The sequence below is a fragment of the Streptomyces cyaneus genome (assembly GCF_004028635.1).
In the GTDB taxonomy this organism is placed as follows: domain Bacteria; phylum Actinomycetota; class Actinomycetes; order Streptomycetales; family Streptomycetaceae; genus Streptomyces; species Streptomyces cyaneus.
The window spans coordinates 43,528-59,070 of record NZ_RQJW01000010.1 but is presented as its reverse complement, the minus strand read 5'-3'; the positions used below and the strand labels follow the sequence as shown (position 1 = coordinate 59,070).

Sequence of the window (15,543 nt, the reverse complement as noted above, 5' to 3'; positions counted from 1 at the left end):
CTACTTCAGCAGCCGCGACAGCCTGCGGTCGGCCAGTGGCTTCCCGCCCGTCTGGCAGGTGGGGCAGTACTGGAGCGAGGAGTCGCTGAAGGAGACCTCGCGGATGGTGTCGCCGCAGACGGGGCACGCCTCGCCGGTGCGGCCGTGGACGCGCAGGCCGCTCTTCTTCTCGGCCTTCAGACGTCCGGCCGCCACCCCGCGTGAGCGCTCGACCGCCTCGGTGAGGGTCGTGCGCAGGGCCTCGTACAGTCTTGCCGTCTCCTCGGGCGTGAGTGCGGAGGCCAGTTTGAAGGGGGACATCTTCGCCGCGTGCAGGATCTCGTCGCTGTAGGCGTTGCCGACACCGGCGATGAGGCTCTGGTCACGAAGTGCGCCCTTGAGCTGGCGGCGCTCGTCCTTGAGCAGGGCCGCGAGACGCGTCTCGTCGAAGTCGTCTGCCAGGGGGTCCGGGCCCAGCCGGGCCACGCCCGCGACCTGCTGGGGGTCCTGGACGACGTACACCGCGAGGCGCTTTTGGGTGCCCGCTTCCGTCAGGTCGAAGCCCGCGCCGGTCTCCAGGGCCACGCGCAGGGCGAGCGGGCCCTTGCCGGGGCGGGGCATGCCGCTCGGGAGTTCGTCCTTCCAGTGCAGCCAGCCCGCGCGGGCCAGGTGGGTCACCAGGTGCGGGCCGTCCGCGGTGGCGAGGTCGAGGAACTTGCCGTAGCGGTGCACGGCGGTGACCTCGTGGCCCTCGACGGCGGTGACCGGCGGGTCGTACGTCTTGAGGACGCTGATCGCGACGGGCAGCACCCGGACGATCTCGTGGCCGACCAGGTTCTCGGTCAGGAAGTCCTTGAGCGCTTCGACCTCGGGCAGTTCCGGCATACGTCCAGAGTGCCACCCGGCACCGACAGCGCCAGGCGGGTCCGGTCATGCGCGCAGGCGGCGTACGGCGGTCAGGGTCGCTCCGGCACCACGAACTCGCACCACACGCACTTGCCGCCGCCCCGGGCCTCCACGCCCCACACGTCGGTGAGCAGGTCGACGAGGAGGAGGCCGCGCCCGGAGACGCCGGACTCCCCCGCCTCGCGGCGGCGCGGCAGGGCGCTGGAGGAGTCCTCGACCTCGACGCGCAGCCGGCGTTCGGAGCCGGTGAGGACCCGCAGGGTCACGATGGCGGAGCCCTCGGTGTGCATCAGGGCGTTGGTGATCAGCTCGTCGGCGACCAGCTCGACCTCGTCGGCCCGGTCGACCGCGCCCCAGGCGCGCACGGCGGCTCGGATCATGTGCCGGGCTCCGGTGAGGGCCTCGGGGTCGCCGGGGGCGACATGCTGCTGGAGGCGGCCGCCGGACTGCGGGGCGTCCAGGACGCGGCGGCGCAGCAGGAGCAGGGCCACGTCGTCGTCGCCGCCGCGTTCCTCGGCCACGTCGATGAGACGGTCCGCGAGGTCCCGTACGTCGTCCGGGCCGGTGGCGATGAGCGCGGTGAGGGTCTGCATGCCGTCGTCGAGGTCGGCGCCGGGCTGTTCGACCAGGCCGTCGGTGCACAGCAGGAGGGTGTGGTCGGAATCCAGCTCGATGGTGCCGACCGGGTATTCGAGCCGCCCGAACTCCGCGGACAGGCCGAGCGGCAGCCCGCCCTCGACCGGGACGCGTCGGCAGGCGCCGCCGGGTTCCCGCAGCAGCGGGTCGATGTGGCCGGCCCGGACCACCTGCACGACTCCGGTGGACAGGTCGGCCTCCGCGTACAGGCAGGTGGCGAAGCGGTCGGTGTCCAGTTCGTGCAGGAACACGGAGGCGCGGGCCATCACCGTGGCCGGGGTGTGCCCCTCTGCGGCGTAGGCGCGCAGGACGATGCGCAGCTGGCCCATGACGGCGGCGGCGTGCGTGTCATGGCCCTGGACGTCGCCGATGACGGCGCCGACCCGGCCGCCCGGCAGTGGGATCAGGTCGTACCAGTCGCCGCCGATGTCCCGCTCGAGGGAGCCCGAGCGGTAGCGGACGGCGATGTCGGCGCCGGGGACGCTGGGGATGGTGCGCGGCAGCATGGCCTGCTGGAGGCCGGTGGCGAGGTCCTTCTCCTGCTCGTAGAACATGGCCCGCTGCAGGCTCTGCGCGATGCTGCTGCCGAGGGCGACGAGCACGTTGCGGTCCTCGGTGGAGAAGCCGTTTCGGTCGCTGTAGAGCAGGCCGATGGCGCCGATCGGCCGGGCCTGGGCGATCAGCGGCAGATAGGCGGCGGCCGTGATGTTCAGGTCGGTGATGTGCGGCCACAGGATCGGGTAGCGGTCCGCGAACTCCTCCGGCGACTCGATGAAGCGCGGGCTGAGGGTCCGTACGACCTCGCTCATCGGGTACTGCTCGTCGATCCGGGTGACCCGGGTCCCGGGCACGAAGCTGCCTGCGGGGCCTTCGGCGACCAACCGGATGCGGCCGGCCTCGACCAGGCCCATGACCAGGCTGGTGGCGCCGAGGTTGCTCAGTCCGTGGGTGTCCTTGAGGACGTCGATGACGTCCTGGACCGTGCGGGCGTGCGCGAGGGCGGCCGTGGTGAGCTGGACGACGCTGGTCTGCTGCCGGCGGGCCTCGTCCTCGGCCGCCTGCTCGCGCCGGTCCTCGCTCTCGGCGAGTTCGTCGGTGGCGTCGCGGACGATGCCGATGATGCGGCGCGGGCGGCCCGTCTCGTCACGGCGGATGTAGCCCTGGGTGTGGGTCCAGCGCAGGGTGCCGTCGCGGCAGCGGATGCGGAAGTAGGCGCCGTAGTTCTCGCTGCCGTCCTTCATGGCCTGGGAGACCAGGCCGTCCAGCCGGTAAGCCTCCGGTGGCGGTACCCGGATCGCGAGGGTCGTGGGGTGTCCGTCGTATTCGTCGGGGCGCAGGTCGAAGACCTCGTGGGCCTGGGCGTCCATGTGGAACAGACCGGTGTCCAGGTCCCAGTCGAAACTGCCCATGCGGTTGAGCGCCAGGATCGGATCCGGGTGGGCGGGCCAGTCGTCCGGGAGTGCCAGGGCGCTCGCTCCCCGATCAACCATGGGGCCACCTTGCCAGGGTTTGCCGGAATCTTCGACTGGGGCGACGGGATTGGTCCTACCCGACGCCCGGGGTCTGTCCACAGCTGTCGGTCAGCCGTCGAAGACGTTGGTGGGGCTGCCGAAGATGCTGTCCGTGGTGTTCGGCTCGTCGGGGATCAGACCGCCGCCGTCGGGCAGGTCGGGGCTGTCCGGGACGGTTTCGGGGCCGGTCTCCTCCGGGGCGTCCGAGGACCCCGAGGGCGACGGGGTCTTCGGGGAGGTCTCCGGTTCGGTCCCAGATTCGGGGGCGCCGGGCTCCCGCGGGGACGCCGGGGCGGTGGCCGTAGGGCAGTGGGTGGGGCCGGTGCTCGGCGTGTCCGACGCCGCCTCGGTCACCGTGTCGTCGGTGGCGCCCTGGGTGGCGGTGGCCGTCGGGGTCACGCAGTCGCTCGGCGACGCCTCCGGGGAGGTGTGCTCGTCGGACGGGGGCGTGCCCTCGCCCGAGGGGAGCCTGCCGTCCTCGCCGGGCGAGGTGCCGGAGGGGCTGTCGTGCGGGTGCGGTGTCGGGGTCACCGGCTTCGGCCGCGGCAGGGCGTGGTCGCGGTCGTGCCCCCGGTGGCCGGTCGGCCGCTCGATCCAGGTGTGGTCGGCGATGTCGATGATCGTGATGTTGGTGATCACCTGGATCGTCGGGGCCACCACGACGACCTGGGCCGGCCGGTACCCGGACCAGGGCCGGCCGCGGGTGCCCGGGTTGCCCCGCAGGCCGGCGGCCGGGGCGAGCGGGTTGCCGCAGGCGCAGCGGACGCGGGGCACACCGTGGCCGTCGACGAGGACCGCGGTGCCCGCCTGGAGGACGGACTGGTAGCCGGTCCCGTGACCGTCGCGGAACCCGTGGTTGGTGACCCGGGTGTCGGCGCGCAGCACGACCGAGGTGAGACTCCGCAGATAACCGGGGATCGAGGCCCGGGGGATGCCCGCGGCCCGGGCGAAGACGCCGGCCCTGGACCGGTCGGCGGCGAGGTGGTCGATCTGCCGCTGCACGTCACAGCTGCCGGTCCCGCGGGTGCCGGCGTAGAGGCCGGGCGTGCCGCCGGACAGGGGCTGCGGCCCGGTCCGCCCCGACTGCGACGGCTGCGGCGTTCGGGCGACCGGGGCCGGGATGGCCGCCGAGATCACCGTGGAGTCCGTGAAGGGGCCCGGCCCCTTGGCCGCCGCGGGTTCGAGGAAGACCTCCCCGCTCGATTCCGTGCCCACGTCCGCGCCGCAGCCGGCGGCGACGAGCGCCGCCGAGAGCGCGCAGGCCGTGACGACGGCTCCGGTGGATGTCCGCACCACGCCCTCCCGCCTGTTCCGGGCAATTCCGTGCATTTCGCCACTATTGTCTGCTTCACTCGCTTGGGTTACGCAAGCGGAGAGGTGATATACGGAGAGTCACATGACGTGGGGGCGCGACAATGAAGAGAGGAGTACACGCCCGTGGAGTGGTTCATCTCGCCCGACTACTGGACGAGCCGGCTGGTCTTCCAGCGGGCTCTGGCCGGCGTGTATCTCGTCGCGTTCCTGACGGCGGCCCTGCAGTTCCGGGCGCTGATGGGCGAGCGCGGCATGCTGCCCGTGCCGCGCTTCGTCGCGCGGGTGCCGTTCAAGGCCGCGCCGAGCGTCTTCCAACTGCACTACTCGGACCGGTTCTTCGCCACCTGCGCCTGGTCGGGCTGCGCGGTGTCGACGGCGCTGCTGGCCGGGCTGGACAACACGGTGCCCCTGTGGGGCGCCATGCTGCTGTGGCTGGTCCCGTGGGCGCTGTATCTGTCGATCGTGAACGTCGGCCAGACCTGGTACTCGTTCGGCTGGGAGTCCCTGTTGCTGGAGGTCGGCTTCCTGGCCGTGTTCCTGGGCAACGACGAGGTGGGGCCGCCGGTCGTGGTGCTGTTCCTGCTGCGCTGGATCCTGTTCCGCGTCGAGTTCGGCGCGGGTCTGATCAAGATGCGTGGCGACGCCTGCTGGCGGAAGCTGACCTGCCTGGACCACCACCACGAGACCCAGCCGATGCCGGGCCCGCTGAGCTGGTTCTTCCACCATCTGCCCAAGCCCCTGCACCGGGTCGAGGTGGCCGCCAACCACGTCACCCAACTCGTGGTGCCGGTGCTCCTGTTCACCCCGCAGCCGATCGCGACGGCCGCCGCCTCGCTGATGATCGTGACCCAGCTGTGGCTGGTCCTGTCCGGCAACTTCTCCTGGCTGAACTGGATCACCATCGTGCTGGCCCTGTCGGCGGTTCAGTGGCCCAGCGATCCACCGTCCGTGCCGGACGCGCCGCTGTGGTACGAGGTCGTGGTCCTGGCCATCGCCGCGCTGCTCCTGTTCCTGAGCTACCACCCGGTGGCCAACATGATCTCCCGCCGCCAGGTCATGAACCGCTCCTTCGACCCGCTCCACCTGGTCAACACCTACGGTGCGTTCGGCAGCGTCAGCCGGATCCGCTACGAGGTGGTGATCGAGGGCACCGCCGACGACGTACCGCGCGAGGACTCGGACTGGCGGGAGTACGAGTTCAAGGGCAAGCCGGGCGATCCCGGGCGCTGGCCGCGGCAGTTCGCGCCGTACCATCTGCGGCTGGACTGGCTGATGTGGTTCGCCGCGCTGTCGCCCGCGTACGCCGGGTCGTGGTTCGCCGCCCTGGTGGAGCGGCTCCTGGAGAACGACCGCGACACGCTGAAGCTGCTGCGCCGCTCACCGTTCCCGCCGGACGCCCCGCCCCGCTATGTACGCGCCCGCCTCTTCCGCTACCGCTACACGACCTGGCGTGAGCTGCGGGAGACGGGTGCGTGCTGGGAGCGCACATATGTGCGGGAGTATCTGCCGCCCACGCGGTTGGCGGGGGTGGCTCAGAGATCGTAGACACGGGTGGCGGTGATCTCGAACATCTGCGTGCGATCGGCCTTGTCCGTCAACTCCTGTGCCGTGGCGAGCACTTGCTCGTACGACGCGGCGGGCGTGCACACCGGCCAGTCCGAACCGAACATCAGTCGCTGCGGGCCGAAGGCGTCCAGGACCACGTCGGCGTACGGGCGCAGGTCGTCGACGGTCCAGGAGGCCAGGTCGGCTTCGGTGATCAGGCCGGAGAGTTTGCAGACGGTGTTGGGGAGCGCGGCGAGGGCGCGGACGTCGCTCGCCCAGGGTTCAAGGGCGCCGGACACGATGGGCGGCTTGCCCAAGTGGTCCAGGACGAAGGGGAGTTCGGGCAGCGAGGCCGCCGCCTTGACGCAGGCCGGCAGCTGGTGCGGCAGCACGACCAGGTCGTAGACCAGCCCGGCGTCGGCGACGGCGGCCAGTCCGCGCCGTACGTCCGCCCGCAGCAGCCACTGCGGATCCGGCTCGCCCTGCACCTGGTGGCGGATGCCCTTGAGGTACTGTCCGCCGGGCAGCGCCCGCAGGCGGGCCAGCTCGTCGGCGATGTCCGGGCGGGTGAGGTCGGTCCAGCCGACGACACCGGCGATCAGCTCGTGCTCGGCGGCGAGGGCCAGGAACTCCGGGGTCTCCTCGGGCACGGTGATGGTCTGGACGAGAACCGCATGGTCGACCCCGGCCGCGCGGGCCTCGGGTACGAGGTCCTCGATGGTGAAGTTCCGTCGCAGTGGGCTGTGTTCGTCGATCCAGTCCTGGTCCCGTACCGACAGGTCCCAGACGTGGAAGTGGGCGTCGACGATCACGGCAGCTCCCATACGACGGGCAGGCCGGCGTCCGCGCCCTCGCCGGAGTAGTCGTGCACCACGTCGAGCAGCTCGGCCATGCGAGCCTGCCAGGCCACGTTGACCGGCAGTTTCTCCAGCTCGGCGAGGAGGCGGGCGTAGTCCTCGCACTCCAGGACGTGGAAGAGGTCGGTGCCGCTGCGCCAGATCGTCCAGGATGTCGCGCCGGCGGCCCGGATGGCGTCCGTGAGCTCCTTCGGGACCTCGCGGTGGGCGGCCTCGTACTCGGCGACCCGGTCCGCGCGGACCTTGGTGTGCAGGGCGACTCTCATCACGGCTCCTCGGCGAGGGCGGGCACGGGGGCGTCGAGCGGCAGGAGTCCGGTGTCGCGCAGCTCCTGCCAGAGGGCGGCGGGCACGGGCGCCGCGAACTGATGGGCACAATCGACGACTTCGGCCGCCGAGCGGGCGCCGACGAGGACGCTCGCGACCGCCGGGTGGGCGGCGCAGAAGGCGAGGGCGGCGGCACGCAGGGTGGTGCCGTGGCGGTTGGCTACGGACTTCAGCCGCAGGGCCCGGTCCAGCAACTCGGGTGAAGCGGCGGCGTAGTTGTACGTGGCGCCCGGTTTCGGGTTGGCCAGGAGGCCGGAGTTGAAGGCGCCGCCGATCACGACGGACGTGCCGCGTGCCTCGGCGGCGGGCAGGAGCTCGGCGAGCGCCTCTTGGTCGAGCAGCGTGTAGCGGCCCGCGCACAGCACCACGTCGACGTCGGTGTCGTGGACGAAGCGGGCGAGCATCGCCGCCTGGTTCATTCCGGCACCGATCGCGCCGACGACGCCCTCCGAGCGGAGCTTCTCCAGCGCCGGATAGCCCTCGCGGAAGGCCCACTCGGCGTGGTCGTCGGGGTCGTGGAGGTAGACGACGTCGACGCGGTCGAGGCCGAGTCGCTCCAGGCTCGCCTCCAGGGTGCGGCGTACGCCGTCCTCGCTGAAGTCCCAGACGCGACGGTGGGTGGCGGGGACGGCGAAGCCGTTGGCAAGGTCGTCGCCGCCCTGGTCCGACGGCTGAAGGCGGCGGCCGACCTTCGTGGAGATCGTGTACTGCGCGCGGGGGCGTTCGCGCAGGGCGGCGCCCAGGCGGCGTTCCGACAGGCCGAGCCCGTAGTGCGGGGCGGTGTCGAAGTAGCGGATGCCGCGCTGCCAGGCGGCGTCCACCGCCTCGTACGCCTGCTGCTCGCCGACCTCGGTGTAGAGGTTGCCGATGACGGCGGCGCCGAAGGCCAGCTCGCTGACCTCGACGCCGCTGCGGCCCAACCGCCTCACTGGGTCACCGGCCGCAGGCGCAGGCCCTGCATGCCGCCGTCGACGGCGAGGGCGGTGCCGGTCGTGGCCCCGGAGAGCGGGCTCGCCAGGTAGGCGATGGCACCGGCGACCTCGGCGGCCGAGACGAGACGGCCGCTGGGCTGGCGGGCCTCCAGGGCGGCGCGCTCGGCGGCCGGATCGGAGGCGGAGTCGAGCAGGCGGCCTACCCAGGGGGTGTCCACCGTCCCCGGGTTGACGCAGTTGACGCGGATGCCCTCGCGGACGTGGTCGGCGGCCATGGCCAGGGTGAGCGAGTACACCGCGCCCTTGGTCGCGCTGTACAGCGCCCGCTGCGGCAGGCCCGCCGTGGCCGCGATGGAGCAGGTGTTGACGATCGCCGCGTGCGAGGAGGCACGCAGATGCGGGAGGGCGGCGCGGGCCACCCGGACCATGCCGACGACGTTGACGTCGAGGACCCGGTGCCACTCGGCGTCGTCGTTGTCCTCGACGGTGCCCTGGGCGCCGATGCCGGCGTTGTTGATGACCACGTCCAGTCCGCCGAGGTCGGCCACGGCGGCGGCCACGGCCTCGCGCACCGAGGCGTCGTCGGTGACGTCGGCGCGGTGCGCGAGCAGCGGCTTCTCCACCGACGCCGGATCCAGGTCGAGTACGGCGACCTGGGCGCCGCGCGCGGCCAGGAGTTCCGCGGTGGCCCGGCCGATGCCGGAGGCGCCGCCCGTCACCAGGGCCTTGAGGCCCTCGAAGTCGCTCATGCAGCGTGCCCCTTCTGCTTGCGCTCGTCGAGGTCGGCGGCCCAGAAGGTGCCGCCGGGGAACGTGTACCGCGCGATCGACTCGGTTCGCATGGCGGCCGAGAAGCCCGGCGCGGTGGGTGCCGTGTAGTGACCTTCCCTGATCACCACCGGGTCGAGGAAGTGGTCGTGCAGATGGTCGACGTACTCGATGACACGGTCCTCGGTGGTGCCGGTGACGGCCACGTAGTCGTACATCGACAGATGCTGGACGAGTTCGCACAGGCCGACGCCGCCCGCGTGCGGGCAGACCGGGACGCCGAACTTGGCGGCGAGCAGCAGGATGGCGAGGTTCTCGTTGACGCCACCGACGCGGGCCGCGTCGATCTGGACGACGTCGAGGGCGCCTGCCTGGAGGAGCTGCTTGAAGACGACCCTGTTCTGCACGTGCTCGCCGGTGGCCACCTTCACCGGGGCGACGGCCTCGCGGATCGCCGCGTGGCCGAGGACGTCGTCGGGGCTGGTGGGCTCCTCGATCCAGTACGGGTCGAACTCCGCGAGGGCCTTGGTCCAGCGGATCGCCTCGTCGACGTCCCAGCGCTGGTTGGCGTCGATGGCCATACGGATGTCCGGCCCGACGACCGAGCGGGCGACGCGGCAGCGCCGTACGTCGTCCTCCAGGTCGGCGCCGACCTTCAGCTTGATCTGGGTGAAGCCGTCGGCCACGGCCTGGGCGGCGAGCCGGGTGAGCTTCTCGTCGTCGTAGCCGAGCCAGCCCGCGGAGGTGGTGTAGGCGGGGTAGCCGCGCTCCAGGAGCCGGGCCGTGCGCGCCTGAGCCCCTTCCCTGCCCCGGCGCAGGATCGTCAGCGCCTCCTCGGGTGTCAGCGCGTCGGTGAGGTACCGGAAGTCGATCTGCCGGACGATCCACTCGGGGTCGGCGTCGGCGAGGAGCTGCCACAGGGGCTTGTCGGCCCGCTTGGCGGCCAGGTCCCACACGGCGTTCATGACCGCGCCGATCGCCATGTGCATCACGCCCTTCTCGGGGCCGAGCCAGCGCAGCTGGCTGTCGCCGATCAGGTCGCGGTTCAGGGTCCCCGGATCGGCGCACAGTTCGTCGACGGACCGGCCGACGACATGCCCGCGCAGCGCCTCGATCGCGGCGACCTGGACATCGTTGCCCCGCCCGATGGTGAAGGTGAATCCGTGCCCCTCGTGGCCGTCGGCGGCATCGGTGCGCAGCACGACGTAGGCGGCCGAGTAGTCCGGGTCCGGGTTCATCGCGTCGGAGCCGTCGAGCTCGCGCGAGGTGGGGAAGCGGATGTCATGGGTGTCGACCGCGGTGATGCGGGCTGGGGTCGGGGACACAGAGGGCCTTTCGGTAGGTGACGTCGACGATGGGGTCGGCGCGGGGTCAGTCCTGTGCCCGGCCGGTCGTCACGCGGGCGATCATGAGCGCGACCAGGATGATTCCGCCGTAGATGGCCTGGATCCAGAAGGACGGCACCTGGGCGAGGGTGAGCAGGTTCTGGACGACGCCGAGGAGGAGTACGCCGGTCAGGGCGCCGAACATGGTGCCCTTGCCGCCGTCCAGGCTGATGCCGCCGATCACCGCGGCCGCGAACACGGTGAAGATCATGTTGTTGCCCTGGTTGGCGCTGATCGCCCCGACGTAGCCGGTCTGGATGATCCCGCCGACGGCCGCGAGGGCGCCCGCGACGACGAACACGCCGAGCATCACGCGCTCGACCCGGATGCCGGCCGCGCGAGCGGCGTCCGCGTTGCCGCCGATGGCGTACAGGGCGCGTCCGATGCGGTGGTACTTGAGTACGAACCCGGCGATCGCGAAGGCGGCCGCCGCGAGCCACACCGACATCGGGATGTTCAGGAAGGTGGTGGTGGCGAGGGAGTAGAAGCTGTCGGGCATCCCGAACAGCGTCTTGCCTTTGGTGGCGCCGACCAGCAGACCGCGCAGGACGATCAGCATCGCGAGGGTCACGATGAAGGCGTTGAGCTTGAACTTCACGACCAGGATGCCGTTGAAGGCGCCGACGGCCGCGCCGACCACGAGGATCGCCAACAGGGCCAGGGCGGCCGGGAGTTCGGTGCCCCAGCCCGACTGGGCGGCGGGCAGCACGAGAAGCGCTCCGACGGCGGGCGCGATGCCGACGACCGACTCCAGGGACAGGTCGAACTTGCCGGTGATGAGGACGAGCGACTCGGCCAGCACGACCATCGCCAGCGCGGCGGAGGCGCCGAGGATGGAGATCAGGTTGCGCTCGGTGAGGAACGAGTCGTTGACCACCGCGCCGAGCACCATGAGGAGCAACAGGGCCGGTACGAGGGCGAGTTCACGGGCGCGGCGGAGCAGAACCGTCCTGGCGGCACGGGCGTCCGGCACCTTCACGGGCAGGGCCGGTGGGGCCTTGGTGTCAGCCATTGCGGTCCACTCCTTCGATGGAGGCGATCAGCTCGTGGTCGTGCCAGCCCGCCGGGTGTTCGGCGACGACACGGCCGTGGAAGAGGACGAGGACGCGGTCGCAGCGGCGCAGGTCGTCGAGTTCGTCGGAGACGACGAGGACGGAGGTGCCGTCTTCGCGGGCGCTGTCCATGCGGGCGAGCAGGGACTCCTTGGACTTCACGTCGACGCCCGCGGTGGGGTTGATCAGCACGAGCAGGCGGGGGTCGGAGGCGAGGGCGCGGGCCATGACGACCTTCTGCGCGTTTCCGCCGGACAGGTCCGAGACGGGCTGCTCCGGGCCCTCGGTGTGGATGTCGAGGCGTTCGATGAGGGCCTGGGCGAAGCCGCGCTTGCGTTCGGTGCCGACGAAGCCGAAGCGGCCGAGCCGGTCGAGGACGCTCATGGTGGCGTTGTCGCCGATGGTCATGCCGGCGACCAGGCCCTGGTCGTGCCGGTCGCGCGGCACACAGGCGACGCCCGCCTCGAGGGCGGCCTGCACATCGCCGAACGGCAGCCGCTCACCGCCCAGTCGAGCGGTTCCGCTCGTCGGCGTGTGCAGTCCCGCGAACGACTCGGCGAGCTGCACCTTGCCACTGCCGCTGATCCCGGCGAGTCCGACGACCTCGCCACGACGGACGGTGAGGTCAATGTCCTCGTACGACGGTGAGGTGAGCCCGCGGGCTTCGAGCAGGACGGGGGCGTCATGGTCGACGTCCCTCGGGTCCACGGCCTGTTCCGCGATGGCCTCCAGGGACTCCCCCGCCATGGCCTCCACCAGCGCCCGGCGCGGGAGTTCGGCGACCGGGGCCGTGGTGATCCAGCGGGCGTCGCGCAGGACCGTGACGGTCTGGCAGACCTCGTACACCTCCTGGAGGTGGTGCGAGATGAACAGGAAGGTGACGCCGGAGTCCTGCAGCGCCCGCATCCGCGTGAAGAGCCGCTCGATCTCACGGTTGTCGAGCTGTGCGGTGGGCTCGTCGAGGATGATGAAGCGGGCGCCGAAGCTGAGCGCCCGGGCGATCTCCACCATTTGGCGGTCCTCGACCTTGAGGTCGGCGGTGCGGGCCTCGGGGTCGACGTGGACGTCCCAGGTGGCGAGGAGTTCGGCGGCCTCGGTGCGCAGCCTGCGCCAGCTGATGAAACCGCGCTGGACGGGCTGCCGGTTGATGAACAGGTTCTCGGCGACCGTCAGCTCGGGGACGACCGTCGGCTTCTGGTAGACGCAGGCCACCTTGCGGCGCCAGGCGTCACGGTCGGCCAGTGGGGGCGCGGGCTCGCCGTCGAAGCGGACCTCGCCCTCGTCGGTGGCCTGGAGTCCGGTCAGGATGTTGACCAGGGTCGACTTGCCGGCGCCGTTGCGGCCGACGAGTGCGTGGGACTCGCCGGGCAGGACGGTGAGCCGGCCGTCGGCGAGGGCGGTGGTGGGGCCGTAGCGCTTGACGATGTCGCGCGCCTCGACGAGCGGGGTGATCACAGCCGTACTCATTTGACCGTGTTGCCCCAGAGCTTGGGGTCGTCGACGTTGTCCTTGGTGACCAGCGGGGCGGGCAACTGGTCCTCCAGGATTCCGCTGGGCAGCTTCACGATGGTCGAGTCATGGTCCGTCGGGCCGGGCTCGAAGGTCTTCCCCTCCATCGCCGCCTTGATGTAGTACATGCCGTACTTGGCGTACAGGTCGGCGGGCTGGGAGACGGTCGCGTCGATCTCGCCCTTGCGGATGGCGTCGTACTCCTGCGCGATGCCGTCGTTGGAGACGATCGTGATGTGCCCGGCCTGTCCGGCCTTCTTCAGCATCCCCTTGGACTTCAGGGTCTGGAGGGTCGGCGCGAGGTAGACGCCGCCGGCCTGCATGTAGATGCCCTTGATGTCGGGGTTGGCGTTCAGGAGGGTGTCCAGCTTGGAGGCCGCGGTGTCGGACTCCCACTTGGCCGGTATCTCCAGGACCTTCAGCTTGGGGAAGTTCTTCTTCACGCAGGCCCGGAACGCCTCGGAGCGGTCACGGCCGTTGACCGAGGCCAGGTCGCCCATGATCTGCACGACCTTGCCCGAGGGGATCTGCTCGCCGAGGTACTGGCAGGCCTTCTCGCCGTACGCCACGTTGTTCGCCCGCACCACCATCGCGACCTTGCCCTTGTCGGGCGCCACGTCGACCGCGACGACCGGCACGCCCTTGCGCTCCGCCTGGTCGAGGCCGGCCTCGATGGCCGCGCTGTCCAGCGGGGCGACGACCAGGCCCTTCACGCCCTGGTTGAGCTGGTTGTTGATGTCGGTGATCTGCTGGGAGGGGTCGCTGTTGGAGTTGACCGTCTTGAGCGTGTCGACGCCTTCGGAGTCGGCCATCTTCGGCACGTAGTCGTTGTACGACTGCCAGAACGGCGAGGTCAGCAGGGGCAGGATCACCCCGACCTTGCCGGTTCCACCACCTTCGGCGCTCGCGGCGCCGGTGTCCTTGGTGCTGCCGCACGCGGCGAGCACGAGCGAGGCGCCGACGGCCGCGGCCACCGCTTGGACCATCCGTGACCTGTTCTGCTTGCGCACTGCACTGTCGAGCATCTGGCGGCTCCTCGTCGAGCGTGTTCGAGCACATGGTTCGAGCAGATGCCCGCATATTTATCAGACCACTTCCCCGATACAACACCCTTCGATCGCACATTTTCCCGGCTTTCAGCCATAGTGGTCCGACCACCCTGGTGGTTAGACTGCGGCGCACCCGGAAACAGGAGGATGGCGTGGACGAGACAGCCCCGCAGAAGGGCACCGTGACGCAGCGCGCCATCGAGCGGATCAAGGCGATGATCGCCGAGGGGCGGCTGGAGCCCGGCCAGCGGCTGCCGACCGAGCGCGATCTGGCGGTCCAGCTCGGCATCTCCCGCAGCTCGATGCGCGAGGCGATCCGCGCGCTGACGGTATTGGGAGTGCTGGAGGCCCGGCACGGGTCGGGGATCTACGTGACGCAGTTGGAGGCCGGTGACCTGCTGGAGACGTTCGGTGTGGTCGCCGACCTCTCGCGGGGCCCGCGGCTCGTGGAGCTGCTGGAGGTGCGCCGCATCCTGGAGTCGACGGCGACGGCCCTGGCGGCGGCACGTATCACGCCGGACCAGCTGGCGGAGGTCGAGAAGCACCTGACGGCGATGAACGCCACGGACGATCCCGAGGAGATCCTCGCCCACGACCTGGCCTTCCACCGCGAGATCGCGGCCGCCGCCGGTAACGAGACCATGGCCGCGATCCTGGAGGGCCTGTCCTCCCGCACGTTCCGCGCCCGCGTCTGGCGCGGCTACCAGGAGGAGGGCGCCTTCGCCCGTACCCGCCGCGAGCACGCCGCGATCCATCGCGCCCTTCTCGCCCGCGATCCGGAGGCGGCACGGGCCGCGGCGGCCGCGCATGTGGGCGAGGTCGAGGAGTGGCTGCGGGCGCAGCTCGGCGGCTGACCGGCCGTCGACGCGGACGGCGGTTCCCCTCACCTGCCTTGTGCCGTTCCCCTCACCTGTGCTGCGAGGGGAACGGCCCGTGTCATGAGTGCTCTACGGCTGCACGTCGAAGCCGTGCTCTCGTCCGAGCCTCTCCAGTGACGCCTGGCCGGGGATGCCGTTGGCGTCCGCGCCGCTGAAGCCGCAGCGGTGCTGCCAGGCGGAGTACGCCTTGACGGTCGCCCCACCGAAGTGGCCGTCCGCGTACTTCGTTTCGAGGAGGCCTTCCGCGACGAGCGCCTTCTCCACGGTCTTCACCCCGGCGTACGACACCGGGGTGCCCGCCTTGGCCGGGTCGTGCAGGGCGGCGGCGACCACCTTCGACAGATCGATCACCGGCCGCGGGCCCGGAACGGTCGGCGAACCACCGGGGCGCGGGGCGCCCTTCTGCACCCATGCGTACAGGTGCTCTCCGGGGCACGCGGTGGCGAAGCCGTCCTTGTGCCCCTTGATCTCGTTGCCGGCACCATGCCGGCGCAGCAGCTCGATGCCGTCACGGATCGCGCCGAGCATGGCGTCCGTCGGCTTCGTGAGCCCCTTGTTGCCGACCAGGCCGACGATGGCGTAGTGGGCGCGGTTGAGGGGCTGGTTGCCGTTCGCCCCGGTGCGCTTGCCGAGGCCGCGGCCCTCCAGGAGATGACCGTGCGGGCAGGCGCCGTAGTTGTAGGCGATGTCCGAGTAGTTCTCCTCCTTGTTCGCCAGATGGGAGGCCCGGATGGACTTCCACTCGGCGATGCACAGGTCGTGGTCCTCGAGGAGTTCGACGCTGACCGTCGTGCCTTCGTAGTGGACCTTCACGCCCTTGGTCGATGTCTGCGTCGGTGCGGCGGATGCGGGCCAGCCGAGCTGGGCCCGCGTGACGAGCTTCATGATTGCCTCCAA

14 protein-coding genes are annotated in these 15,543 nt (G+C 71.1%); 2 read left to right on the top strand and 12 right to left on the bottom strand.

Features of this window, described 5'->3' with window-relative positions:
- The 3 genes from EHO50_RS32495 to EHO50_RS32485 all read right to left on the bottom strand — a co-directional run bounded on the left by EHO50_RS32495 (position 1) and on the right by EHO50_RS32485 (position 4,325).
- The gene (locus tag EHO50_RS32495; RefSeq protein ID WP_128434825.1) at positions 1–864 is read right to left on the bottom strand and encodes an Fpg/Nei family DNA glycosylase; all 864 of its coding nucleotides are present in this window, start codon (positions 862–864) and stop codon (positions 1–3) included.
- Between the two features lie 71 nt (positions 865–935).
- Positions 936–3,011: a SpoIIE family protein phosphatase gene (locus EHO50_RS32490; protein ID WP_128434824.1), complete on the bottom strand. Its 2,076-nt coding sequence runs from the start codon at positions 3,009–3,011 to the stop codon at positions 936–938.
- A gap of 90 nt (positions 3,012–3,101) precedes the next feature.
- Positions 3,102–4,325, bottom strand: a complete 1,224-nt coding sequence (locus EHO50_RS32485) for a DUF6777 domain-containing protein (RefSeq protein ID WP_128434823.1) — start codon at positions 4,323–4,325, stop codon at positions 3,102–3,104.
- 144 nt (positions 4,326–4,469) lie between these two features.
- Here EHO50_RS32485 and EHO50_RS32480 point away from each other — a divergent pair, with 144 nt between their 5' ends.
- A complete protein-coding gene (locus EHO50_RS32480) occupies positions 4,470–5,891 on the top strand; it encodes a lipase maturation factor family protein (protein ID WP_128434822.1) in 1,422 nt (473 codons plus the stop codon).
- Here the strand turns inward: EHO50_RS32480 and EHO50_RS32475 are convergent.
- The 8 genes from EHO50_RS32475 to EHO50_RS32440 are packed head-to-tail and all read right to left on the bottom strand — an operon-like array spanning position 5,879 to position 13,744.
- Positions 5,879–6,715: an amidohydrolase family protein gene (locus tag EHO50_RS32475; RefSeq protein WP_181449734.1), complete on the bottom strand. Its 837-nt coding sequence runs from the start codon at positions 6,713–6,715 to the stop codon at positions 5,879–5,881. The genes EHO50_RS32480 and EHO50_RS32475 overlap by 13 nt on opposite strands.
- On the bottom strand, positions 6,700–7,014 hold the full coding sequence (locus EHO50_RS32470) for an L-rhamnose mutarotase (RefSeq protein WP_128434820.1): 315 nt from the start codon (positions 7,012–7,014) through the stop codon (positions 6,700–6,702). Before EHO50_RS32470 ends, EHO50_RS32475 begins: the two co-directional genes overlap by 16 nt.
- A complete protein-coding gene (locus EHO50_RS32465) occupies positions 7,014–8,003 on the bottom strand; it encodes an aldo/keto reductase (RefSeq protein WP_128434819.1) in 990 nt (329 codons plus the stop codon). Before EHO50_RS32465 ends, EHO50_RS32470 begins: the two co-directional genes overlap by 1 nt.
- Positions 8,000–8,755 carry an SDR family NAD(P)-dependent oxidoreductase gene (locus tag EHO50_RS32460; RefSeq protein WP_128434818.1) on the bottom strand — a complete coding sequence of 252 codons (756 nt, stop codon included), beginning with the start codon at positions 8,753–8,755 and terminating at the stop codon, positions 8,000–8,002. The genes EHO50_RS32465 and EHO50_RS32460 overlap by 4 nt, the downstream gene beginning before the upstream one ends.
- Positions 8,752–10,098 carry an L-fuconate dehydratase gene (locus tag EHO50_RS32455; RefSeq protein WP_128434817.1) on the bottom strand — a complete coding sequence of 449 codons (1,347 nt, stop codon included), beginning with the start codon at positions 10,096–10,098 and terminating at the stop codon, positions 8,752–8,754. Before EHO50_RS32455 ends, EHO50_RS32460 begins: the two co-directional genes overlap by 4 nt.
- A gap of 46 nt (positions 10,099–10,144) precedes the next feature.
- Positions 10,145–11,170, bottom strand: a complete 1,026-nt coding sequence (locus EHO50_RS32450; protein ID WP_128434816.1) for an ABC transporter permease — start codon at positions 11,168–11,170, stop codon at positions 10,145–10,147.
- Positions 11,163–12,677, bottom strand: a complete 1,515-nt coding sequence (locus EHO50_RS32445; RefSeq protein WP_128434815.1) for a sugar ABC transporter ATP-binding protein — start codon at positions 12,675–12,677, stop codon at positions 11,163–11,165. Before EHO50_RS32445 ends, EHO50_RS32450 begins: the two co-directional genes overlap by 8 nt.
- Complete coding sequence (locus EHO50_RS32440; protein ID WP_128434814.1) at positions 12,674–13,744, bottom strand: sugar ABC transporter substrate-binding protein; 1,071 nt, start codon at positions 13,742–13,744, stop codon at positions 12,674–12,676. The genes EHO50_RS32445 and EHO50_RS32440 overlap by 4 nt, the downstream gene beginning before the upstream one ends.
- 176 nt (positions 13,745–13,920) lie before the next feature.
- On the opposite strand from EHO50_RS32440, the gene EHO50_RS32435 reads away from it, so the two are divergent.
- A complete protein-coding gene (locus EHO50_RS32435) occupies positions 13,921–14,622 on the top strand; it encodes a FadR/GntR family transcriptional regulator (protein ID WP_128434813.1) in 702 nt (233 codons plus the stop codon).
- Positions 14,623–14,715: 93 nt separating this feature from the next.
- Here the strand turns inward: EHO50_RS32435 and EHO50_RS32430 are convergent, their stop codons facing one another.
- On the bottom strand, positions 14,716–15,531 hold the full coding sequence (locus tag EHO50_RS32430) for an N-acetylmuramoyl-L-alanine amidase (RefSeq protein ID WP_128434812.1): 816 nt from the start codon (positions 15,529–15,531) through the stop codon (positions 14,716–14,718).
- Between the last annotated feature and the right edge of the window lie 12 nt (positions 15,532–15,543).

Coding starts and splice junctions, on each gene's coding strand:
- EHO50_RS32430 (WP_128434812.1), bottom strand. CDS start 15,531: ATGAAGCTCGTCACGCGGGCCCAGCTCGGCTGGCCCGCATCCGCCGCA.
- EHO50_RS32495 (WP_128434825.1), bottom strand. CDS start 864: ATGCCGGAACTGCCCGAGGTCGAAGCGCTCAAGGACTTCCTGACCGAG.
- EHO50_RS32470 (WP_128434820.1), bottom strand. CDS start 7,014: ATGAGAGTCGCCCTGCACACCAAGGTCCGCGCGGACCGGGTCGCCGAG.
- EHO50_RS32460 (WP_128434818.1), bottom strand. CDS start 8,755: ATGAGCGACTTCGAGGGCCTCAAGGCCCTGGTGACGGGCGGCGCCTCC.
- EHO50_RS32450 (WP_128434816.1), bottom strand. CDS start 11,170: ATGGCTGACACCAAGGCCCCACCGGCCCTGCCCGTGAAGGTGCCGGAC.
- EHO50_RS32490 (WP_128434824.1), bottom strand. CDS start 3,011: ATGGTTGATCGGGGAGCGAGCGCCCTGGCACTCCCGGACGACTGGCCC.
- EHO50_RS32440 (WP_128434814.1), bottom strand. CDS start 13,744: ATGCTCGACAGTGCAGTGCGCAAGCAGAACAGGTCACGGATGGTCCAA.
- EHO50_RS32475 (WP_181449734.1), bottom strand. CDS start 6,715: ATGGGAGCTGCCGTGATCGTCGACGCCCACTTCCACGTCTGGGACCTG.
- EHO50_RS32445 (WP_128434815.1), bottom strand. CDS start 12,677: ATGAGTACGGCTGTGATCACCCCGCTCGTCGAGGCGCGCGACATCGTC.